19 protein-coding genes and 1 other RNA gene are annotated in these 21,080 nt (G+C 71.2%); 3 read left to right on the forward strand and 17 right to left on the reverse strand.

What is annotated here, in order from left to right:
- Nucleotides 1-47 precede the first annotated feature (47 nt).
- The 3 genes from ACIQMX_RS10490 to ACIQMX_RS10500 form a co-directional block, all read right to left on the reverse strand.
- On the reverse strand, nt 48-935 hold the full coding sequence (locus tag ACIQMX_RS10490) for a zf-HC2 domain-containing protein (protein WP_363068108.1): 888 nt from the start codon (nt 933-935) through the stop codon (nt 48-50).
- Entirely contained in the window at nt 932-1,519 is a 588-nt protein-coding gene (locus ACIQMX_RS10495; protein ID WP_363068106.1) for a sigma-70 family RNA polymerase sigma factor, read from the reverse strand. The genes ACIQMX_RS10490 and ACIQMX_RS10495 overlap by 4 nt, the downstream gene beginning before the upstream one ends.
- 87 nt (nt 1,520-1,606) lie before the next feature.
- Nucleotides 1,607-2,224: an ABATE domain-containing protein gene (locus ACIQMX_RS10500; protein ID WP_363068104.1), complete on the reverse strand. Its 618-nt coding sequence runs from the start codon at nt 2,222-2,224 to the stop codon at nt 1,607-1,609.
- A gap of 113 nt (nt 2,225-2,337) precedes the next feature.
- Between ACIQMX_RS10500 and ACIQMX_RS10505 the strand changes: the two genes are divergently transcribed.
- A complete protein-coding gene (locus tag ACIQMX_RS10505) occupies nt 2,338-2,892 on the forward strand; it encodes a GNAT family N-acetyltransferase (RefSeq protein ID WP_402476366.1) in 555 nt (184 codons plus the stop codon).
- 324 nt (nt 2,893-3,216) lie between these two features.
- Here the strand turns inward: ACIQMX_RS10505 and ACIQMX_RS10510 are convergent, their stop codons facing one another.
- The 11 genes from ACIQMX_RS10510 to ftsE form a co-directional block, all read right to left on the reverse strand.
- Complete coding sequence (locus ACIQMX_RS10510) at nt 3,217-3,783, reverse strand: GNAT family protein (RefSeq protein ID WP_363068100.1); 567 nt, start codon at nt 3,781-3,783, stop codon at nt 3,217-3,219.
- A gap of 146 nt (nt 3,784-3,929) precedes the next feature.
- Nucleotides 3,930-5,072: a uroporphyrinogen-III synthase gene (locus tag ACIQMX_RS10515; RefSeq protein WP_363068098.1), complete on the reverse strand. Its 1,143-nt coding sequence runs from the start codon at nt 5,070-5,072 to the stop codon at nt 3,930-3,932.
- A gap of 182 nt (nt 5,073-5,254) precedes the next feature.
- Nucleotides 5,255-6,586, reverse strand: coding sequence for a nitrate/nitrite transporter (locus ACIQMX_RS10520; RefSeq protein ID WP_363068096.1), 1,332 nt, complete (start codon nt 6,584-6,586; stop codon nt 5,255-5,257).
- Between the two features lie 131 nt (nt 6,587-6,717).
- Nucleotides 6,718-8,076 (reverse strand): acyltransferase, encoded by a 1,359-nt coding sequence (locus tag ACIQMX_RS10525; RefSeq protein ID WP_402476371.1) that lies wholly within the window; start codon nt 8,074-8,076, stop codon nt 6,718-6,720.
- On the reverse strand, nt 8,073-10,265 hold the full coding sequence (locus ACIQMX_RS10530) for a glycosyltransferase (protein ID WP_402476374.1): 2,193 nt from the start codon (nt 10,263-10,265) through the stop codon (nt 8,073-8,075). The genes ACIQMX_RS10525 and ACIQMX_RS10530 overlap by 4 nt, the downstream gene beginning before the upstream one ends.
- Nucleotides 10,266-10,952, reverse strand: coding sequence for a hypothetical protein (locus tag ACIQMX_RS10535; protein ID WP_402476377.1), 687 nt, complete (start codon nt 10,950-10,952; stop codon nt 10,266-10,268).
- A 368-nt stretch (nt 10,953-11,320) separates the two neighbouring features.
- Nucleotides 11,321-11,708, reverse strand: a transfer-messenger RNA (tmRNA) gene (gene ssrA, locus ACIQMX_RS10540).
- Between the two features lie 122 nt (nt 11,709-11,830).
- A complete protein-coding gene (smpB, locus tag ACIQMX_RS10545) occupies nt 11,831-12,319 on the reverse strand; it encodes an SsrA-binding protein SmpB (RefSeq protein ID WP_363068088.1) in 489 nt (162 codons plus the stop codon).
- Nucleotides 12,320-12,337: 18 nt separating this feature from the next.
- Complete coding sequence (locus tag ACIQMX_RS10550) at nt 12,338-13,522, reverse strand: S41 family peptidase (RefSeq protein ID WP_402476381.1); 1,185 nt, start codon at nt 13,520-13,522, stop codon at nt 12,338-12,340.
- A gap of 68 nt (nt 13,523-13,590) precedes the next feature.
- Entirely contained in the window at nt 13,591-14,508 is a 918-nt protein-coding gene (ftsX, locus tag ACIQMX_RS10555; protein ID WP_363068084.1) for a permease-like cell division protein FtsX, read from the reverse strand.
- 23 nt (nt 14,509-14,531) lie between these two features.
- Nucleotides 14,532-15,221: a cell division ATP-binding protein FtsE gene (ftsE, locus tag ACIQMX_RS10560; protein WP_024489199.1), complete on the reverse strand. Its 690-nt coding sequence runs from the start codon at nt 15,219-15,221 to the stop codon at nt 14,532-14,534.
- 268 nt (nt 15,222-15,489) lie between these two features.
- Here ftsE and ACIQMX_RS10565 point away from each other — a divergent pair, with 268 nt between their 5' ends.
- A complete protein-coding gene (locus ACIQMX_RS10565; RefSeq protein ID WP_363068082.1) occupies nt 15,490-15,690 on the forward strand; it encodes a hypothetical protein in 201 nt (66 codons plus the stop codon).
- 125 nt (nt 15,691-15,815) lie between these two features.
- Here the strand turns inward: ACIQMX_RS10565 and ACIQMX_RS10570 are convergent, their stop codons facing one another.
- Nucleotides 15,816-16,721: a hypothetical protein gene (locus ACIQMX_RS10570; protein WP_402476386.1), complete on the reverse strand. Its 906-nt coding sequence runs from the start codon at nt 16,719-16,721 to the stop codon at nt 15,816-15,818.
- Nucleotides 16,722-17,132: 411 nt separating this feature from the next.
- Here ACIQMX_RS10570 and ACIQMX_RS10575 point away from each other — a divergent pair, with 411 nt between their 5' ends.
- Nucleotides 17,133-18,482, forward strand: a complete 1,350-nt coding sequence (locus ACIQMX_RS10575; protein WP_402476389.1) for a histidine-type phosphatase — start codon at nt 17,133-17,135, stop codon at nt 18,480-18,482.
- An 87-nt stretch (nt 18,483-18,569) separates the two neighbouring features.
- Here the strand turns inward: ACIQMX_RS10575 and prfB are convergent, their stop codons facing one another.
- Both prfB and ACIQMX_RS10585 read right to left on the reverse strand, forming a co-directional pair.
- Nucleotides 18,570-19,676, reverse strand: coding sequence for a peptide chain release factor 2 (gene prfB / locus ACIQMX_RS10580; protein WP_363068075.1), 1,107 nt, complete (start codon nt 19,674-19,676; stop codon nt 18,570-18,572).
- A gap of 82 nt (nt 19,677-19,758) precedes the next feature.
- A complete protein-coding gene (locus ACIQMX_RS10585) occupies nt 19,759-21,009 on the reverse strand; it encodes a serine/threonine-protein kinase (RefSeq protein ID WP_363068073.1) in 1,251 nt (416 codons plus the stop codon).
- Nucleotides 21,010-21,080: the final 71 nt, after the last annotated feature.

Genomic DNA, 21,080 nt, shown 5'->3' on the forward strand with positions numbered 1-21,080 from the left:
CGCGCGCCGGGATATCGATTGCGTGTCGGTGGCCCCGCGGACCTCTTTCAGACGCCGACGCTCACCAGCCGTTCGCCGTCGAACGTACGGACCTCGAAGTGGTCGATGTCGGCCCGGTCCATGGCCGCCCCGCCGTGCACGTAGAGCGGGTACCGGGCACTGGGGTGGCCGGAGTCCGCGATGCCGTAGCCCCACTTCGGTACGGACCAGGAGGTGACGACCTCCTCCTCGCCGGTCTTCGACACGGCGATCAGCCGGCACTTCTGCGGGCCCTTCACGTTCTTCAGCTCCAGCACGGTGTGGGTGCCCCAGGCCTTCGGCTCCAGGCCGACCGTGGCGTCGACGGCGGTGACGGGGTCGGTGGCCCGCGCCTTCTCCTTCATGTGGTGGAAGAAGGCGTCCTCGGCGGGGCTCGTGGGGTGCGGGTCGGCCGCCGCCACGCCGCCGGTGTGGCCGCCGGTGGCCGTCAACGCGACCACCGGGCCGCCGATGATCAGTGCCGCTGCCGCCGCCACCAGGTACCTTGCGCGCCGCGTGCGCCGGGCGCGCCTCACGGCGACCTCGTCGACCAGGGTGTCGAGCACCCGGGGCGCGGGCGGCGCCGGGACGTGCGGGACGGGACGGGCGCCGGGCACGGCGGCCGGGGACTCGGCGAGCAGCGCGAGCATGGGCTCCAGGCCGGCGAACTCGTCGAGGTGGGCGGCGCAGCGGTCGCACCGGGCCAGATGCGCCTCGAAGGCGGCGGTCTCGGCGTCGTCGAGGATGCCGAGGACGTAGGCGCCCGCCGCGTCGTGTCCCGACTCGTCCACGGGGCCGCCGGCGGCGGCGAAGGGCCCGGCGGGCCGGGAGGGACCGGACGGGCCCGCGAGAGGCCCCGCGGGGCCGGAGGGACCGGACGGCCGGGGCCCGAAGGGCTCCCATTCCTGGTCGCTCATGCCGTGATCCCCCTCTCTTCGAGTGCCAGTTTCATCGAGCGCAGTGCGTAGAAGACCCGGGACCGCACCGTGCCACTGGGAATACCGAGCACCTCGGCCGCCTCGGTGACCGTACGGCCCTTGAAGTAGGTCTCGACCAAGGCTTCCCGGTGGGCCGGGGTCAAATCGTCGAGCGCGTCGGAGAGCGTCATCAGCCACAGCGCCTTGTCGATCTCGTCCTCCGCGGGAATGACCTCCAGTGGCGACGGGTCGACCTCGTGCGGCCGGGCCTGCCGGCTGCGGTGGCCATCGATGACGATGCGCCGGGCGACCGTCACCAGCCAGGGCCTGACGGAACCGGTGGCCCTGTTGAGCGAACCGGCGTTCTTCCAGGCACGGATGAGCGTTTCCTGCACCACGTCCTCGGCACGCTGGCGGTCGCCGGCAACGAGGCGGAGTACGTACGCGAGCAGCGGCCCGGCGTGTTCGCGGTAGAGCGCCCGCATCAGCTCCTCGTCGGGGACGGCGGAGGATGACGGGGGCGGCCCACTACGATGCCGGGCCCTGTGCGGACGGTCATCGGCCACGGCCGCATCCTTGCGCACCCGAACCTCCCGGTCGAGACCTGTCGAGCTCCTTGGCCATCGATACGGGGATGCGGGGCGATCCGCTCAACGCGCGTCCAAGATTCTTTACGCCCGGGGGCTGTCCGCGGAGGGACCCGGTGGCCCGGTGTGGCGCCTGCGGTGCCGGGCGACCCGTTCGCGGTTGCCGCAGACCTCGCTGGAGCACCAGCGGCGGCGCCGGCCGCGCGAGGTGTCCAGGTAGACGCGGCGGCAGTGGTCGCCCTCGCAGCGGCGCAGTCCGGCCAGGGCGGCCGGATCGGTGAGGAGTTCCACGGCGTCCCGCGCCACGGCGGCCAGCAGCGCGCCGCAGCCGGGTTCGGCGCTCAGGCCGCGTACCAGGGCGCCGTTCCCGGCGCGCACGGCGCACAGGCCGGGCGGTGCGCCGGCGGCGAGCGCGTTGACGCGCTCCAGTGCGCCGTCGGCTCCCCGGCCGCCGAGCTGCGCGGTCAGCAGCCGGTCGACGGCGCTCCTCAGCTGCCGGAACCGCATGAGCCACTGGTCGTCCACGCCGTCGAGCCGGGTGCCCCGGGGTACGGCCCCGGCGGCCACCAGCCAGTCGGCAAGCCCCTCGCACCGGTCCAGCGGATCGGCGGTGCCCGGGCTTCCGGCTCCCGTCGCGACCAGGTCCAGGCAGAGCCGTCCGGAGTCGAACCGCCAGTCGTACGAGCCCTTGCGCGTCGCCATGCGCATGCCCCCGCCCCGGGTCCGGTCGCCGTCCCCACCAGAGTGCCCCGCGCGGCTCCCGGCCGTAACCCCTGGCGCGCGGACCGCGACAACTCCCCACATACGATGGGCCGATGAGCGACCAGCTGCGCAGCGCCCGCCTCCGGTCCGGTTCCCTGGTGCTCCGCCCGTGGCTGCCGGGTGACCTTCCGTCCCTGCTGGACGCGTACCGGGACCCGGCGATCCGGGCGGGGTCGCGCGCCCCGGTGGAGGACGAGGCGGCGGCGGAGCGCTGGCTGCGGGACCAGGAGGAGGGCCGGGGGTCCGGGCTCCGCCACAGCTTCGCCGTGGTGGACACGGAGTTCGGCGGGCGGCCGGTCGGCAACGTCGTCCTCGTGCGCACCGCGCCGGGCTCGGAGGCGGCCGAGGTCGGCTACTGGACGGCGGCGCCCGCCCGGGGCCGCGGCGTCGCCCCGAGGGCCCTGGAGGCGCTCACGGACTGGGCGTTCACGGTGTTCGCCGACGACGGGCTCGTCACGCTGGACCTGCTGCACCAGGTGGACAACGCGGCGTCGTGCCGGGTGGCGCAGAAGGCCGGGTACGGCTTCGCGGAGGTACTGCCCGCCCGCCCGCCTTGGCCGCGGGAGGGCCACCGCCACGTGCGCCGGGCAGCCGGCCCCGGACGCTGACACTGCCCCAGAGCGCTCTCGGGGCACGGGCGCTGACACTGCCCCGGACCCCGAACCCCGGACCCCGGACCCGGGTCGCTGACGCCGGAGCGCCCTCAGCCGGAAGCCGACACTGCCCCGGACGCCGACTCCGGACCCGGACACGGACGCGGGCCGGGACGCCTTCAGACCCCGACGGCCGCCGATGCCGGGACGCCCCAGCCCTCGAACCCGGTCACTGACGCTGGCGCTGACGCCGGGACGCCCCCAGCCCCGAACCCGGACGCTGACGCTGACGCCGGGACGTCCTCAGCCCCGAACCCGGAAGCCGACGCCGGTACGTCCTCACACCCCGGTCACCGGGCCGTCGTGCAGGAGGCGCTGGAAGAGCCGGTGGTCACGCCATGCGCCGTCGATGTGGAGGTAGCCCGGGGCCAGGCCGATCTGCTCGAAGCCGCAGTGGGCGAGCACGCGCTGCGACGCCGCGTTGTGCGGCAGCGTCGCCGCCTCGATCCGGTGCAACCCGAGCTCTTCCCTCGCCAGTTCGCAGACCAGCCGCACGGCCGCGGTGGCCAGCCCGCGCCCCGCGAAGTCCACGTCCACCCAGTAGCCGAGGGCGGCGCTGCGGAACGGCCCGAGCACCATTCCGTTGAGGGTGAACCCCCCGACCGCCCGGTCCTGCCCGTCGCTGAGCACCCAGGGCATGGCCCGCCCCGCCTCACGGTCCGCCAGCGCGACGGCCAGCCGTTCGCGCTGGCCGTCCTCGGTGTAGAAGGCGTCGGGCCGCACGGGTTCCCAGGGCCGCATGTAGGTGCGGCTGCGGCTCAGCGATTCGGCGAGAGGGCCCGCATCGGCCAGGACCACGGGCCGCAGGTGTACCTCGCCGTCGACGCGGTGCGCTTCCTCGATCATCCACGCACGGTATCCCGGCGCGCCTCGGCGCTCATGCGGAGCCATGCCGACCAGCGGTCCCGCCCGGCCGGCCACCGCCCTCAACCGCCTCGTACCCGGCGCCGCCGTCGTCACCGTCACCGCCGGCCCGATGGCGGGCAGCGTCCTCAGGAGTCCGCGTACTTGGCGTCGGACGCCGGGTCCAGGGCCAGCCGGTAGCCGCGCTTGACGACCGTCTGGATCAGCCGGGGCACCCCGAGCGCGGTGCGCAGCCGCGCCATCGCCGTCTCCACCGCGTGCTCGTCCGTGCCGCTGCCGGGCAGGGCGCGCAGCAAGTCGGCGCGGGCCACCACCCAGCCGGGCCTGCGGGCCAGGGTGTGCAGCAGAGCCATGCCGGCGGGCGGTACGGCGCGCAGTTCGTCGTCCACCAGGACGGCGTGGCCGCGGATCTCGACCCGGTGCCCGGCGACCGGCAGGATCCGCGCCCGGGAGGGAAGTTCGCGGCAGATGAGCTGGACGAGCGGGCCGAGCCGGAAGCGCTCGGGCTGGGCGGTGTCGATCCCGCGGTCCTGCAACGGGAGGGCGGTGACCGGTCCGACGCAGGCCGGGAGGACGTCGCTCCGGAGGGCGGCCGTCAGTTCGGTCAGCAGGCCGCGTTCCTCGGCCCTGCGGAGCAGGGAGACCGCTGCCGGGGCGCTGGTGAAGGTGAGCGCGTCCAGGCCGCGTGCCACGGTGATGTCGAGGAGCCGGTCGAGGGGCGCGATGTCGTCGGGCGGCATCCAGCGGTAGACCGGGACGCCGACGACCTCGCCGCCGGCCGCGCGCAGCGACTCCACGAAGCCGGGGAGGGGTTCGCCGTGCAGCTGGAGAGCGATGCGGCGGCCCTCGACGCCCTCCTCCAGGAGCCGTTCCAGCACCTCCGCCATGGATTCGGACGCCGGTGACCAGGTCTCGGTCAGCCCGGCGGCGCGGACCGCGCCCTTGACCTTGGGGCCGCGGGCCAGCAGTTCGACCCCGCGCAGGGTGTCCAGCAGCTGTTCCCCGATGCCCCATCCGTCGGCGGCCTCGATCCAGCCGCGGAAGCCGATCGCCGTGGTCGCGAGGACCACGTCGGGGACGGTGTCGATGAGTTCCTTGGTGGCGGCGAGCAGTTCGCTGTCGTCGGCGAGCGGCACGATCCGCAGGGCGGGCGCGTGCACCACGGTGGCGCCCCGCCGCCGCAGCAGAGTGGAGAGCTCTTCCGCCCGGCGCGCGGCGGTGACACCGACCGTGAAGCCCGCGAGGGGCCCGTGCTGTTCGTCGTCGTGCATATGGTCTACCCGGCTCTCGTCCCGCTGCTGCTCAATGGTGCGGAGGTCCGAGCCTGCCAACGAAGCGTGACAGGCTCGGTTCACCCGTATTTCCCGCCCGTTACGTCACCCGACATGTCAGGGCCGTCTGTTCGGCCCCCAGGAGCCCGGTCTGATCCAAAAGGACCGCCCCGGTTTCATCATCACACTTCCGCGTAGCTGAGCTGGGGCTTCGCCGGGACCGCCGCGGTGCGGCGAAGGTATACCGCCCAGGTGAGCGCGAAACACACTCCGTAGAAGGCGAGGAAGGACCAGAAGGCCGCCGTTCCCGTGCCCGAGGTCTGGAAGGACTGCCGGAAGGCGAGGTTGATGGCGAGGCCGCCGAGCGCCCCGACCGCGCCGATGAGCCCCATCGCCGCCCCGGACAGCCGCCGCCCCTGGGCCGCCGCCTCCTCGCCGCGCAGCCCCTGGGCGATCGCCTTGGCATGGAAGATGCCCGGGATCATCTTGAACGTCGACCCGTTGCCGAGCCCCGTGAGGACGAACAGCGCGGTGAAGCCGACCAGGAACACGGGGAGCGATTCGATGCCGGAGGCGTAGACGACGACACCGGTCGCCGCGGCCATCGCGGCGTAGTTCGCCAGGGTGATCCGGGCGCCGCCGTACCGGTCGGCCAGCCAGCCGCCGACCGGCCTGATGAGCGAGCCCAGCAGCGGGCCGACGAAGGTCAGCGAGGCGGCCTGCAGAGGGGTCCGGCCGAACTGGGTCTGCAGGACGAGCCCGAAGGCGAAGCTGTAGCCGATGAAGGAGCCGAAGGTGCCGATGTAGAGCACCGCCATGATCCAGGTGTGCGGGTCGCGTGCGGCGTCCTTCGCGGCCCCGGTGTCGTTCTGCACCGGCGCCAGGTTGTCCATGAAGCGTGCGGCGCACAGCCCGGCGACGACGATCAGCGGGATGTACACGCCGAGCACGATCCGCGGGTGCATGGCGCCCGCGGTCCCGATCACGAGCAGTCCGACGAGCTGCACGACGGGCACGCCGATGTTGCCGCCGCCCGCGTTCAGCCCGAGCGCCCAGCCCTTCTTGCGCAGCGGGAAGAAGGCGTTGATGTTCGTCATCGAGGAGGCGAAGTTGCCGCCGCCGATACCGGTCAGCGCGGCCACCGCCACGAAGGTGGTGTACGAGGTCCCCGGCTCCATCACCATGAAGGCGGCGATCGTCGGCACCAGCAGGGTGAACGCGCTGAACACGGTCCAGTTCCGGCCGCCGAACCTCGCCACGGCGAAGGTGTACGGAATCCGCACGAGGGCCCCGACCAGCGTCGCGGTGGAGATCAGGAAGAACTTTCCGGCCGGGTCCACCCCGTACTCCGGACCCATGAACAGGACCATCACCGACCACAGGGTCCAGATGGAGAACCCGATGTGCTCGGAGAGTACGGAGAACCAGAGGTTCCGGCGGGCGATCCGCTCGCCCTTCTCCTGCCAGAACGTCTCGTCCTCGGGTTCCCAGTGCTCGATCCAACGGCCAGCCATCACGCGCCTCCACGGGTGGTCGGGGTGTTGTCCCCGACCCTAGGAAGCGCGCGTTTCGGTGTGGTGCCGCGAGGTGACCGGTGCGCAACCTTGCTCTCACCGGGCCGGGGGCGGCCCGGTGAGACGGTGGCTCAGCGCCTGCGCCTGCCGTCGGGCACGGCCGCCGCCCGGCTCCCGGCACCGGCCTTGCGTGTCTGTCCGTTGGGCCAGAGCCGCGGACGGCGCTTGGCTGCGACGTCCTCGACCCAGCCGACGGCGAGGATCATCAGCCCGATCAGCGGCCAGACGACGATCAGCGCCAGAGCGTTGTCCGAGGCGTCGATGTAGGTTCCGAGGTGGTCGCCGACCCAGGGCACGTTCCACAGCTGGTCGATCAGCAGGAAACCGGCCATCAGCAGCAGGTTGTGCCAGAGGTAGATGGTCACGGCCCGGTTGTTGGCGAGCGTGACGAGGCTGTCCCAGCCGGCCAGCCGGCCCGGCAGCTGCCGCCACGAGGGCGCGTACTGCAGCAGGATGACGCAGAAGCCGAGCGACCAGGCGGCCTGGGAGAGAGGGATCTCGTCCAGGTTCCAGCCCTCCTCGGAGAGGTGCCCGGAGGCCCACCAGAGCGCGAAGGCCATGAGGAACGCCGCCATCGAGACCGTGAGGTAGCGCGGAACGGTCCGCAGGAGCCCGTCGTTGTGCGCGAAGCCGAGGATCCAGCAGGAGCCGAACACGGCGAAGTCGATCAGTCCCTCGCCCGCGGTGCCCGGCACGGTGACCAGTCCGGTGCCGATCACGGCGGTGAGGCCGAGCGGGGCGAGCAGGGTCACCCAGGGAAGCCTGCGGAAGGCCTTCAGCAGCAGCGGTGAGGCCAGTACGAACCACAGATAGGCGCGGATGTACCAGAGCGGTCCCATGGCCTGCTCGGCCCAGGAGGTCTCCAGGAAGCCGCCCTCGGAGCCGCTGTCCCACGGGAACGGGGGCGTGCCGACCGGGAGCAGGTAGCAGCCCAGCTTGAGGAACCACCAGATGCCCTCTTCCCGGACGGGCTTCCAGCCGAGCAGGAAGACGACGGGGACGACGACCGCGAGGAACGCCCACATCGGCGGGAGCAGCCGCCGCAGACGGCCGCGGACGACACTCCACGCGGGCCTCGCCAGCGACCGGGCCATCAGCGAACCGGCCAGGGCGAACATGACGCCCATGGAGGGGAAGAGGACGGTCAGCCAGGCCCAGCCGAACAGGTGGAAGACGACGACGCGCACGAGCGCCACCGCGCGCAGCAGATCGAGGTAGCGGTCCCGTCCCGGCTTCGCCTCCGCGGCCGGCGCGGCTTCGGGCTCCGGCGCGGGCGGCACCGGGGCGGGGGCCTGTGGCCAGGATGCGGGGCCGGACTGCCGGGCCCAGGCCTCCTGGCCGGGCAGCTCCGTCCCGGTCTGCGGCTGGAACGGGAACGGCACCGTGTGCGGCTCCGGCGGCTGCTGCGGGTACGCCGAGGGGTAGCTCATGCGACGGGCCTCCGGTCGGTGCTGCGCCGGCCCTGGCTCGGCATGGAACCGGGCGCCTCCACGACTCCCGTGCGGCGGAGTTTCTGCCAGCGGAGCCGGCCGCCGGTGAGAGCGGTGATCCAGGACTGGAGCAGCACCACGTACATGAGCTGCCGGTAGAGGACCTGCTGGAGGGGCAGCGAGAGCAGATGGGTCATGCGCTCCCGGTCGAGCCGGAAGGCGTACGCGGCGCAGAAGGCCTGCACCGCAAGAACGCCCAGCCAGGCGCCGACCGTCTTCTCGGTGGGGCCGAAGACGAGTCCGTACAGCAGGAAGACGTCGATGAGCGGGGCGAGCAGCGGGGCGACGACCATGAACAGGGCGACGAACGGCAGCCCGACGCGTCCGAAACGGCCGGACGGCCCGCGCTCGATCACCGACCTGCGGTGCTTCCAGATGGCCTGCATCGTGCCGTACGACCACCGGTAGCGCTGCGACCAGAGCTGCTGCACGGACTCCGGCGCCTCGGTCCAGGCGCGGGCGTTCTCCGCGTACACGACGCGCCAGCCGTCCCGGTGCAGGGCCATCGTGACGTCGGTGTCCTCGGCGAGGGTGTCCTCGCTCATGCCGCCGATCCGGTTCAGCGCGTCGCGGCGGAACGCCCCGACCGCGCCGGGGATCGTGGGCATGCAGCGCAGCATGTCGTACATCCGGCGGTCGAGGTTGAAGCCCATCACGTACTCGATGTGCTGCCAGGCGCCGATCAGCGAGTCACGGTTGCCGACCTTGGCGTTGCCCGCGACGGCGCCGACCCGGCGGTCGGCGAAGGGCTGCACCAGCTCGCGGACGGTCGACGGTTCGAAGACCGTGTCGCCGTCCATCATCACGATGATGTCGTGGCGGGCGTGCGCGATGCCGTTGTTCAGGGCGGCGGGCTTTCCGGCGTTGCGCTGGCGCACCACCCGGACGCCCGGGAGCCGCATCCGGTCGACGAGGTCGGCGGTGCCGTCCGTGGAGCCGTCGTCGATGACGATGACCTCCAGCGGATAGTCGCTCGCCACCAGGGAGCGGACCGTGTTGGCGATGCACTTGCTCTCGTTGTACGCGGGCACCAGGACGGACACCGGGCGGGTGAGCGGTTCGCCCCACCTGAAGTCCTTCTTGCGGACCCGGCGGGCGTGCGCGAAGGACAGCAGCAGCATCAGACCGAACCGGGCCAGCACCAGCACCCCGATGACGGCGAGACCGACGACCAGGACGTCGGTGATGTGCTCCGAGACCTCGACGGCGGAGACGAACGCCTTGCCCTTCCAGAGCGCGTACCCGGTGACGGGGGTGTGCGCGCTGGGGGCGCCGAGGGCGTCGGTGAGGTTGTCGAACGCGTAGCCGCGCTCCTGCATCTTCGGCAGGAACCTGCCCAGGGCGGTGACCGTCTGGGACCGGTCGCCTCCGGAGTCGTGCATGAGGATGATGGCGCCCTTGCCGCCCCTGGGAGTGGCCCGGTCGATGATCGCCCGGACGCCGGGCCGCTTCCAGTCCTCGCTGTCGGTGTTGTTGACGACGGTGAGGTAGCCGCGGCTGCCGACGTACTGGGTGACCGGCCAGGACTTGTCGTCCATGGCGTCGGCGAACGAGGAGTACGGCGGCCGGAACAGGGAGGTGCGGATGCCGGCCGCGCCCGCGAGCACCAGCTGGTTCTGCGACAGCTCCCAGTCGATGCGTCCGGTGGACTGGTAGGAGAGGTCGGGGTGGTTGAACGTGTGCAGCCCGACCTCGTGTCCCTCCTTGACCATGCGCTCCACCAGATCGGGGTAGCGGGAGGCCATGGTGCCGGTGACGAAGAAGACCCCGTGTGCGTGGTACTTCTTCAGCTCGTCCAGCACCCGGGGGGTCCACACCGGGTCGGGGCCGTCGTCGAAGGTCAGCACGATCCGGTGGTCGGGAATCCGCAGCGTCTTCGCGGGTTCGGTGGCGCTGCGCGCGTCGATGACCGGACCGCCCTCCAGCACCTGCTCGGGCACCCGGTCCGTGGCCGCCGGTGGCTGGATCCGGTGGTCGGCGAGGATTTCGCTGTGCACGTAGCCGCGCAGCATCAACATGGCGAGCAGGGCAACGAGGAACAGGAACGGCAGCATGTAGCGCATGGGGAGTCTGCGCCGCCGGCTCTGCTTCTTGCGGTGGTGCCTGCCCCGCGGGGCGGGGGTGGTCATCTAGCTGGCGCCTTCTTGCTCTTGCACAGAGGGATCAGGTGTGGTCGCGGGCGGGGTGCCCGGGTCCGTGGACGTGGCCGTCGGATCGGCGCTCGGTGGCCCGGTCGCGGCGGTCGTCGCGGAGGCGGACGTGCCGCCGGCCGGCACACCGCCGGCGGTGCTCGCTCCCGTGGCGGTGTTCCGCGCGGACGGTTCGGTACTGGCCGGGGCGGAGGTTCCGGTACCGGGCGTCGAGGAAACGCCTGCGCCGACGGCGCCTCCCGGGGCTGACGCGGTCTCCCCGGTCTGCGGGAGGGCGGACGGCGAGACGTCGGGCATCGTGCCGGGTGTGTCCTCGGTCCCCGGGGTCACACCCTCGGTGGCCGGCGTCCGTACCTCTTCCGCCTTGCGGTGTCCCTCCTGGCCGGACAGCGGCAGGAAGGGGGCGGTGGAGTTGCCTCCGAGCAGGGCGACGACGAGCGTCACGGCGTAGCCGACGAAGATCGCGGCCAGGACCCAGCCGAGCCGCCGGAGCGTCTTGCTCCGCCGGCCGCTCTCGTCGACGAAGACCGGGCCGTCGGAGCCCTCCGGAACGCCGGGTTCCGGGAGCAGCTCGGAGAGCTGCCGTCCCAGTCCGTCGAGCTGGATGGTGACTTCGTTGGGCTCGTGGGTGTGTCCCGCACGGGCACCTTCACGCCAAGTTTCCACTGATGTACGCACTTCCCCCACTCAGGATCGGGTGCGCGCAACTGACCGTCTGTGCGCCGCCGGACGGGCCCCCACCCTGTCCCACGCGCCCCCTACCACAGTGCACCCGGGCCATGAATGTAGCGCACGCCGACGACAGTCCGGTCCCACGGACGGGTGTTGTTCATCATGAGAGATACATCTGTTTTCGAACTGTGGCGCGGGCCCCGCCCCGACCGGACGGCCCCTTCCCCGTATGGGAGCGCGGTGCATGACACGCGCCGGGGGCGCACGCCCCCCACTCCCGGGCGCCGGCCGCGCACGGCGTCGGGCAGCAAAAAACGAGGACCCCGCTGCCGGTGGCAGCGGGGTCCTCGTTCACATGGGAATTGTGGAGATGGCGGGAATCGAACCCGCGTCCAACGGTGCGGAACCAGGGCTTCTCCGAGTGCAGTTCGCTACGCTTTTCTCGGCCCCGGAGGTCACACGAACAAGCCTCCGACAGGCCCAGCCACTGTTTGATTTCCTTCCAGGCCCCGTGACCGGGCTTAGAAGTTTAGATCCCTAGTTGATGCCAGGATCCGGGTCGGGATCACCCCCGGGCTGACACTCCGCAGAGTCTTCGCTTAGCTGCTAATTAGGCAGCGAGGGCGAAGGCGGAGGAATCGCGCTTAGAATTGGCGATTATTGTTTGCGACATATGGTTTACGAGATCATTGCCGCTTCCTCGACTCGCTTCCCCTGCTTCGACATCCGCTGTCGAAACCGATCATCCCCATGTTGATTTTTCAAAGGTGGTGCACACCCCTGTGGGGTGCAGTGCCATCGTACGTGACCAACGCGCGCCGATGCCAGCGTATTCCTGCCGCACCGGCCGGGCAGCCGCCGGCGCGATGCGCTCAGGCGCTCCGCTGACGGCGGCGGGCCGCCGAGATCGCCCGGTTCGTCTCCCTCGTGTCCTGCTTCTCGCGCAGCGTCTGCCGCTTGTCGTACTCCTTCTTGCCCTTCGCCAGCGCGATCTCGACCTTGACGCGGCCGCCCGTGAAGTACAGGGCGAGCGGCACGATCGTGTGGCCGGTCTCCTGGGACTTCGACTCCAGCTTGTCGATCTCGGCCCGGTGCATGAGCAGCTTGCGCTTGCGCTTGGCGGAGTGGTTGGTCCAGGTCCCCTGGACGTACTCCGGGACGTGGATGTTGTGCAGCCACGCCTCGCCGTTGTCGATCTGCACGAAGCCGTCCACCAGGGAGGCCCGGCCCATGCGCAGCGACTTCACCTCGGTCCCCATCAGGACGAGGCCGCACTCGTAGGTGTCGAGGATGGTGTAGTCGTGGCGCGCCTTCTTGTTCTGCGCGACCATCTTGCGCCCGGTGTCTTTTTCCTTAGCCATAGTGCGGCCATTTTCGCACTACGACCCACCCCCGAGGCCACTCAATACCGTCTCGGCCCGCTCCTGGGCCCGCGCGCTCACCGCGAGGTCCGGGGTGATGCCCCGGCCGTCGACGCTGTGGCCCGCCGGAGTGCGGTAGTGCCCCACGGTCAGCTCGGCCACGGAGCCGCCCGCGAGCCTGCTCGGCATCTGGACGGACCCCTTGCCGAAGGTCCGCGAACCGACCGTGACCGCCCGGCCCCGGTCCTGCAGGGCGCCGGTCAGGAGCTCGGCCGCGCTCATGGTCCCGCCGTCGACGAGGACGACGACGGGCCGCCCGGTGTCGCCCCCGGCCTCCGCGTACAGCGCGCGCTGTTCCCCGTGCACGTCGTACGTGGCGACCAGGCCGCCGTCCAGGAAGGCGGAGGCGGCGGTGACGGCCTCGGTGACGAGTCCACCGGAGTTGCCGCGCAGGTCCAGCAGCACACCGGCGCCCGCCGGCGCCTTCAGGACCGCGTCGCGGACCGCGGTACCGGATCCCTTGGTGAACGAGTCCACCTCGATCAGCACAGCTGCGGAGGAATCGGAACGGTACGGTCCGAGCCGCCGCACGGAGACGGCCTCCGTGGTGAGCCGGGCCCGGCGCAGCGTCTCGGTCCGGGTGACGGACCCCCGCTGGACTCCCAGCACCACGGTGCTGCCGGCGGCGGCGCCGGTACGGTCGCCCCGCAGCAGGGCCACGACGTCGGAGACCGCCCGCTTGTCGACCCGGTGGCCGTCGACCGTACGCAGCAGATCGCCGGCGCGGATCCCGGCGCGCGCGGCGGGGCCGCCCCGCTGGACCCGGGTGACCGTGACCAGCCCGTCCGCGGTACGCCGGGCGGCGAGCCCGACGCCCGTGTACGAACCGTCGAGGGCCTGCTCGAACTCCTGGTACTCCCGCTCGTCGTAGACCGCGCCCCAGCGGTCCCCGCTGCGGCTGACGGCTTCCTCGGCCGCCTCCGTACCGGACTTGCCGTCGGCCACGGCCTCGGCCGCGGCGTCGGCCACCGCGTCGCGGTCGGCGGAACTGGCGACGGACTGGGCCTCCATCTCGGTGCCCCGCTCCCCGCGCGGCAGCGCACCGGTGGCGGCGGCGGTGGCGAGCACGCTCGCGAAGACCAACGTCAGGGCCGCCCCGCGGCGGACGCCGCGGGACCCGAAACGGTTCTCAGGGCCCGGCATGGCGCCGAGTCTAGGACAACGCCCCGCCGGCGCACGGCCCGTTGGCCGCGCGCCCCACGGGGCGCATGTCACACCTTGAGGTACTTGCGGAGCGCGAAGAGCGCGGCAACTGCGGGCATCAGCAAGCCGATCGCCAGAACCAGCGGGAGCTTGGTGAGGACGGCCTCCCAGCCGATGAAGTCGATCAGGTTCAGCTTGTCCTGGAGGGCCAGTCCGCCGTCGATCAGGAAGTAGCGCCCGGCCAGCAGCATCACGCAGGCCAGCACGCCACCGATCAGGCCGGCGAACGCGGCCTCCATGATGAACGGCATCTGGATGTAGAAGCCGGAGGCCCCGACGAGCCGCATGATGCCCGTCTCCCGCCTTCGGCTGAACGCGGACACCCTGACCGTGTTCACGATCAGCATCAGGGCGATGACGAGCATCAGCGCCATCACGAAGAGCGCGGCGACGTTCATGCCGTTCATCAGGCCGAAGAGGTTGTCCAGGATGCTTCTCTGGTCCTGGACGGACTGCACCCCGTCACGCCCGGCGAAGGCCGTGGCGACGACCTTGTACTTCGTCGGGTCGTGCAGCTTGACGCGGAAGGACTCCGGCATCTGGTCCGGCGTGATGTTGCCGGCCATCGGGGAGTCGCCGAACTCCTCCTGGTAGTGCTTGTACGCCTCGTCGGACGACTCGTAGATGACCGTGTCGACGACGTCCATCTTCTTGAGGTCGCCCTCGATGTCCTTCTTCTGCTGCGCGGTCACCGCACCCTTGGCGCACTGGACCACCGTCTCCGCGTCCCCCTTGCCACAGAGGTAGATGGAGACGTTGACCTTGTCGTACCAGTAGTCCTTCATCGTGCTGACCTGCTCGCGCATGAGCAGCGCGCCGCCGAACAGGGCGAGCGAGAGGGCGACGGAGACGATGACGGCGAAGGTCATCGTGAGGTTGCGACGGAGGCCGACGCCGATCTCCGACAGGACGAACTGGGCGCGCATGGCGTCCTTTCAGTGCTGGGTGCTCAGTGCTGGTAGCCGTAGACGCCGCGCGCCTGGTCGCGTACGAGACGGCCCTGCTCGAGCTCGATGACGCGTTTGCGCATCTGGTCGACGATGTTCTGGTCGTGGGTCGCCATGATCACGGTGGTGCCGGTCCGGTTGATCCGGTCCAGCAGCTTCATGATCCCGACCGAGGTCTGCGGGTCGAGGTTGCCGGTCGGCTCGTCGGCGATCAGCAGCATGGGCCGGTTGACGAAGGCCCGCGCGATCGCCACGCGCTGCTGCTCACCACCGGACAGCTCGCCGGGCATCCGGTCCTCCTTGCCGCCGAGACCGACGAGGTCGAGGACCTGCGGGACCGCCTTGCGGATCTCGCCGCGCGGCTTGCCGATCACTTCCTGGGCGAACGCCACGTTCTCCGCGACGGTCTTGTTGGGAAGGAGGCGGAAGTCCTGGAACACCGTGCCCAGCTGGCGGCGCATGTGCGGCACCTTCCAGTTGGACATGCGCGCGAGGTCCTTGCCGAGGACGTGGACCATGCCCTGGCTGGCGCGCTCCTCGCGGAGGATGAGACGCATGAAGGTGGACTTGCCGGAGCCTGAGGAGCCCACCAGGAAGACGAACTCGCCCTTCTCGATATCGAGCGACACATCCCGTAGAGCGGGACGGCTCTGCTTCGGGTAGGTCTTGGAGACGTTGTCGAATCGGATCACGGATGCACCACGGTCGGCCGGGAGTAGGTGTGCGTGACCATACGCGAACCGGGCTCACGCGTGCAGGCGCGCGTACCGGGATGGGTGATTTACGGTGAAACGGCAGTGGTCCCCGTTCCGCCGCCGGCGGAACGGACCGGGAGGTATCCGGTGGGCCGAGCCGAATCCCGGGCGAGCTGGCACAGTGGTAGGGGAACGGTTGCGTTTCCGTGAGCGTTGTGCGGAGAGAAGGCTTGTGCGGCTCCGCCGCGCGGGAGGAGGAATGCGCATGACCTATGACCGATTGGTGTGCGCGAACTGCGCGGCGCCCGTGAACGAGGGCCGCTGCCCCGTGTGCCGGGCCAGCCGTGTGCGCATGCAGCAGCAACAGGAGCAGGGACCGCTCGCGGGGCTCAGCCCGGCGATGCTGGTGGCCCTGATGGTGGTGCTGCTGGCCGCGCTGGCGCTGCTGGCACACCAGACCGTGTAGCGCATCCCGCTCGCCCGCCTTCGCCGGGCCGGCCACCGCTCGCTTGCGTACGCGCAGGGGCCCCGGACACCGATCGGTGTCCGGGGCCCCTTTGTGTACGTGTGTACGTGTACCGCGGCTGCCCGTCAGGCGGCCGTGCGGCCGTTCACCAGGCGCGGGAGGATCCGGAAGCCGATGCCTCCGGCGATCATCGTCGCGGCGCCGACCAGCAGGAACGTGGTCTCGGCGGCACCGGTCTCGGCGAGCTCGTCCTTGCCCTTGCCCTGCTCGACCGGCTGGTTGCCGACCGAGTCGGTGTCGGTGTTGTCGGAGTCGACGCACTCGGCACCGTCGAGGGACACGGTGCAGGTACCGGTGTCTCCGGTGGAGCCGCCGTTCGTCGCGGAACCGGTGGTCCCGTCGCCACCCCCGACAATGCTGCCGCCACCGGCCGCCGCATCGCCGCCACCGGCCGTAGCGTCGCCGCCACCAGCAGCCGCGTCACCACCACCGGCAGCAGCGTCACCGCCACCAGCAGCCGCATCGCCACCACCGGCAGCAGCGTCACCGCCACCAGCAGCCGCATCACCACCACCAGCCGCAGCGTCACCGCCACCAGCAGCCGCATCACCACCACCAGCCGCAGCGTCACCGCCACCAGCAGCCGCGTCACCACCACCAGCCGCAGCGTCGCCACCACCAGCAGCCGCGTCACCACCACCAGCCGCAGCGTCGCCACCACCAGCAGCAGCGTCACCGCCGCCGGCCACGTCAGCGCCGCCGGCCACGTCAGCGCCGCCGGCCGCGTCGCCGCCACCGGCTGCCGCGTCACCGCCGCCGGCAGCGGCGTCGCCACCACCGGCGGCGTCGTCCTCGCCGTTGATACCGATGTTCAGACCGTCTTCGTTGGCCTCGGCGTTGATACCGATACCGGCGACATCGACACCGATGCCGACGGCCTGGGCCGCACCTGCGGCAGTCAGCGAGGCGCCCGCGGCAATGACCGCACCCGCGGCTATCCGCGCGACGCGGACTCGCGTCTTCTTCGTCATGTGCTGCTACCCCCAGTAGCTGTTCTCGTCGATGGAGCAGCCATATGCGGGCACGGTCCGGCGGGGTTCGCTCCGAGCGCCGGCCCACGTCGTGCCGTGGCCATGCCGCCCGCCCCCGATCACACCCGTCCCAGACATACGCATGCTGTCCCAGCACCCTGTCCAGAGTTAAGGACTACGTCAAGGCCGTTCTGTGCAATGCGCACCGGTTTGGCCTGAGTTGACCCTCATTCAGCACCACGACTGTGACGGACCCACCACGCCATCTACGCAACTCGCCCAGCCAACTCCCCTTTGCCCCCGGCCCGTTTCGGACGCCTTGCGGCCGCGCTGCGGCCATATCCGGTTCATCCGGAACGATCACGATGCGGAGGCCCGGCCCATCCGACTCGTCCCGAACCCGGTGAACCCATGCAGAAGCGAACCGCCGTACTCGCCCTGACGCTCGCTGTCTCCGCCCTGTTGCCGACGGCCCTGCCGGCGCAGGCCACGACGGGCTCCTCCGGCTTCTACGCCACCAAGACCCCGTACGCGCCCCAGCAGAACATCCGGTCGTACCAGCGCGCCCCGAAGGGCTTCGTCCCGGTGTTCACCGAGAACGTCTCTCGCCACGGCTCCCGGGCGGCGTCCGACAGCGAGGACGGCGATCTGATCCTGGCCCTGTGGGAGAAGGCGAGGAGCGAGGGGCAGCTGACCCGTGACGGTGAGCGCTTCGGCGCCGAGACGAAGTCGCTGCTCGCCGCCATGGAAGCGATCGGATACGGACAGCTCAGCGGGCGCGGCGTACGCGAGATCCAGGACACCGCCGCACGCCTGGAGAAGCGGCTTCCCGGGCTCTTCGAGCAGATCGCCGAGAACGCCGAGCGGATCAACGTCGTCAATTCCGGCAAGGACCGCGCGGTCGACAGCGGGAACCTGTTCGCCGAGGCCCTCGCCGAGAACGACCCGGCCCTGGCCCCCCTCATCACACCGGCCAGGACCGATGCCGACCTGCTCTACTTCCACAAGTCGGCCGGCGGCGCGGAGTACCGGGACTACGTCGAGAACGACGAGCGCCTCGCCTCCACCCTGGACTCGATCACCGACCAGCCCGCCTCGCACACCGCGGCCCGCAACGTACTGAGGAAGATCTTCAAGCCGGCGTTCGTCGAGCGGATCTCGGCGGGCGAGTTCGGCTCGGTCGCCACCGAGGTCGAGGCCGCGCAGGCGGTCTACGCCCTCTACAGCATCGCTCCGGCCATGGCCGATGAGGGCGACTGGAACATGAAGCGCTACCTCGCGCCCCGTGACGCACGGTGGTTCGCCTACCTCAGCGACGCCGAGGACTTCTACGAGAAGGGCCCCGGCTTCGAGGACAGCGACATCACGTACAAAATGGCGAACGTCCTGCTCGACGACTTCTTCGCGAAGATCGACGCCAAGCGGAACGGAACCAGCGACGCGGGCGCGGAGCTGCGGTTCACGCACGCGGAGGAGATCATCCCGCTGGCCGCGCTCATGGGCCTGCCCGGGAGCACGAAGGCCGTGTCGGAGGCCGAGCCGTACACGTACGCCGACAACCCGTGGCGCGGGGAGTCGGCGGCCTCCATGGCCACGAACATCCAGTGGGACCTGTTCCGGAAGGGCAACAAGTACCTCGTGCGGATGCTCTACAACGAGAAGCAGACCGCGTTCAGGAAGGGCTGCGAGCCGGTGGCGAAGGGCAGCTACTTCTACGAGGTCGACGAGCTGAAGCAGTGCCTGGGCCGCACCGCGTCCTGACCCCACGCGGGTACGCGAGGAGGGGCGCGGGAACCGTGGTTCCCGCGCCCCTCCTCGCGTGCGTCCCGGCCCGGCGGGACTGCTTCACTACTTCTCGCTCTGCTTGCGCCAGCGGATTCCGGCCTCGATGAAGCCGTCGATCTCGCCGTTGAAGACCGCTTCCGGGTTGCCCATCTCGAACTCCGTCCGCAGGTCCTTGACCATCTGGTACGGGTGCAGGACGTACGAACGCATCTGGTTGCCCCAGGAGTTGCCGCCGTCGCCCTTGAGCGCGTTCATCTTCGCCTGCTCCTCCTGGCGGCGGCGCTCGAGGAGCTTGGCCTGGAGGACGTTCATCGCGGACGCCTTGTTCTGGATCTGCGAGCGCTCGTTCTGGCAGGAGACGACGATGCCGGTGGGCAGGTGGGTCAGGCGCACCGCGGAGTCCGTGGTGTTGACGCCCTGGCCGCCGGGGCCCGAGGAGCGGTACACGTCGACGCGGAGCTCGGACTCGTCGATCTCGACGTGGTCCGTCTGCTCGACCACGGGCAGCACCTCGACGCCCGCGAAGGACGTCTGGCGGCGGCCCTGGTTGTCGAACGGGGAGATCCGGACGAGCCGGTGGGTGCCCTGCTCGACGGAGAGCGTGCCGTAGGCGTACGGCACCTCCACGGCGAAGGTGGTCGACTTGATGCCGGCCTCTTCGGCGTAGGCCGTCTCGTAGACCTCGGTCTTGTAGTTGTGCCGCTCGGCCCAGCGGAGGTACATGCGCTGGAGCTTCTCGGCGAAGTCCGCGGCGTCGACGCCACCGGCCTCGGCGCGGATGGTGACCAGGGCCTCGCGCGCGTCGTACTCGCCGGAGAGGAGCGTGCGGACCTCCATCTCGTCCAGCGCCTTGCGGACGGACTCCAGCTCGGACTCGGCCTCGGCGAGCGCGTCGGCGTCGCCCTCGTCCTCGGCGAGCTCGAAGAGGACTTCGAGGTCGTCGATCCGGCCGCGGAGGGCCTCGGTCTTGCGGACCTCGGCCTGGAGGTGCGAAAGCTTGCTGGTGATCTTCTGCGCCGCCTCCGGGTCGTCCCACAGGGACGGAGCGGCAGCCTGCTCCTCGAGCACGGCGATGTCACCCCTCAGCGCATCCAGGTCCAGGACGGCCTCGATCGACCCCATGGTCGAGGAGAGGGACTTCAGCTCTTCGGAAATATCGACGACTGCCACGGGTCCAGCGTAACGGCTGTCGGCGCGGGCATTCCTCGGACCGCGTGATCACGGCTCCCGCAGCCCCCGTGACCAGGGCGGCTCAGGGGGTGGCCGGTGCCGAATTCCTCGTGTCCTGCGGGGTCGCTCCCGCGTCGTCGCCGCCCAGGGCCAGCCAGCCGCCCACCCCGGCGGCGGCGACCAGGACCAGGGCCGCGGCGCCCAGGGTGAGGCGCCGCTTGCGGATGGCCGCCGACTTGTTGCGGGCCGAGCCCGGCCGGGGCCTGCCCGGGGCGCGCGGGGCGCGGGCGGTGCCCCGTGGGCCGCCGGACAGCTCGTCGGGCGCCGGGACGCGCATGCTCGTGTGGGTGTCCCGGTTGGAGTCGGGCGACGAACCGGGGACCAGGGGCACGGCACCGCGGCGGCGCGGCTCCTCGGCGGCCGGGGTGTACTGCTGCTCATCGTAGGCCTGGCCGTGCGGTTCGGACTCGGTCTCGTCGTCCGGTTCGTCCACGTCCAGCGGCGGGATGCCGGCCAGGTGCGGGAGCTGCTCGCGCAGCCGGGCCGCCAGCTCGGAGGCGCGCAGCCGGGAGGCCGGGGCCTTGGCCAGGCACTGGAGCAGCAGCTGCCAGAGCTCCTCGGGGATCCCGGGCAGCGGCACGACGGTCTCGGTGACGTGGCGGCGCAGGACGGCGCCGGGGTGGCCGCCGCCGAAGGGCGTGAAGCCCGCGAGGAGCTCGTACAGCACGGTCGCGAGGGCGTAGATGTCGACGGCGGCGCGCGGCGGGAGGCCCTCCACGATCTCGGGGGCCAGATAGTCCGGCGTACCGATGATCTTGGTGGCCTTGGTGCGGCGCGGGGTGTCGATCAGCTTGGCCACACCGAAGTCGGTGAGCAGCGCGGGGTGGGAGTTGCCGGGGCCGAGCGGGCCCTCCATGTCCAGCAGGATGTTCTCCGGCTTGACGTCTCGGTGGACCACTCCGGCGGCGTGCGCCGCGGCGAGGCCGTCGGCGACGTCGGCGACGATCGCGACGGCCGCCTCGGGGGCCAGCCGGCGCTCGCGGTCGAGCCGGGTCCGCAGGTCCGTGCCGCGGACCAGGTTCATCACCAGGGCCAGGTCGTTTCCGTCCACCACGAGGTCGCGGACGGCGACGACGTGCGGGTGGTCGAGACCGAGCAGGGCGGTGCGCTCCTGGACGAAGCGGCCCACGAGTTCCTGGTCGGACGCGAGGTCCTCGCGGAGCAGCTTGATGGCGACGGGCCCCTCGGGGCCGTCGCCGAGCCACACCGTGCCGGCGCTGCCGCGCCCCAGAATCTGGTGGGCGGTGTACCGGCTGCCGATATTCCGTGCCAAGACTGCTCCCTCAGCGGCTGGCGGTGGACCGTCGCACAACAACCCCCGGCCGACAAAGCTACGCGGCGATC

The sequence above is a fragment of the Streptomyces sp. NPDC091416 genome, assembly GCF_044756845.1.
GTDB lineage: Bacteria > Actinomycetota > Actinomycetes > Streptomycetales > Streptomycetaceae > Streptomyces.

What these genes read in the sequence shown, in the direction of transcription:
- ACIQMX_RS10505 (WP_402476366.1), top strand. Translation starts at nt 2,338, where the DNA reads ATGAGCGACCAGCTGCGCAGCGCCCGCCTCCGGTCCGGTTCCCTGGTG.
- ACIQMX_RS10570 (WP_402476386.1), bottom strand. Translation starts at nt 16,721, where the DNA reads ATGACGAAGAAGACGCGAGTCCGCGTCGCGCGGATAGCCGCGGGTGCG.
- ACIQMX_RS10510 (WP_363068100.1), bottom strand. Translation starts at nt 3,783, where the DNA reads ATGATCGAGGAAGCGCACCGCGTCGACGGCGAGGTACACCTGCGGCCC.
- ACIQMX_RS10530 (WP_402476374.1), bottom strand. Translation starts at nt 10,265, where the DNA reads ATGACCACCCCCGCCCCGCGGGGCAGGCACCACCGCAAGAAGCAGAGC.
- smpB (WP_363068088.1), bottom strand. Translation starts at nt 12,319, where the DNA reads ATGGCTAAGGAAAAAGACACCGGGCGCAAGATGGTCGCGCAGAACAAG.
- ACIQMX_RS10515 (WP_363068098.1), bottom strand. Translation starts at nt 5,072, where the DNA reads ATGCACGACGACGAACAGCACGGGCCCCTCGCGGGCTTCACGGTCGGT.
- ftsX (WP_363068084.1), bottom strand. Translation starts at nt 14,508, where the DNA reads ATGCGCGCCCAGTTCGTCCTGTCGGAGATCGGCGTCGGCCTCCGTCGC.
- ACIQMX_RS10490 (WP_363068108.1), bottom strand. Translation starts at nt 935, where the DNA reads ATGAGCGACCAGGAATGGGAGCCCTTCGGGCCCCGGCCGTCCGGTCCC.
- ACIQMX_RS10565 (WP_363068082.1), top strand. Translation starts at nt 15,490, where the DNA reads ATGACCTATGACCGATTGGTGTGCGCGAACTGCGCGGCGCCCGTGAAC.
- ACIQMX_RS10550 (WP_402476381.1), bottom strand. Translation starts at nt 13,522, where the DNA reads ATGCCGGGCCCTGAGAACCGTTTCGGGTCCCGCGGCGTCCGCCGCGGG.
- ACIQMX_RS10525 (WP_402476371.1), bottom strand. Translation starts at nt 8,076, where the DNA reads ATGAGCTACCCCTCGGCGTACCCGCAGCAGCCGCCGGAGCCGCACACG.
- ACIQMX_RS10500 (WP_363068104.1), bottom strand. Translation starts at nt 2,224, where the DNA reads ATGGCGACGCGCAAGGGCTCGTACGACTGGCGGTTCGACTCCGGACGG.
- ACIQMX_RS10520 (WP_363068096.1), bottom strand. Translation starts at nt 6,586, where the DNA reads ATGGCTGGCCGTTGGATCGAGCACTGGGAACCCGAGGACGAGACGTTC.
- ACIQMX_RS10575 (WP_402476389.1), top strand. Translation starts at nt 17,133, where the DNA reads ATGCAGAAGCGAACCGCCGTACTCGCCCTGACGCTCGCTGTCTCCGCC.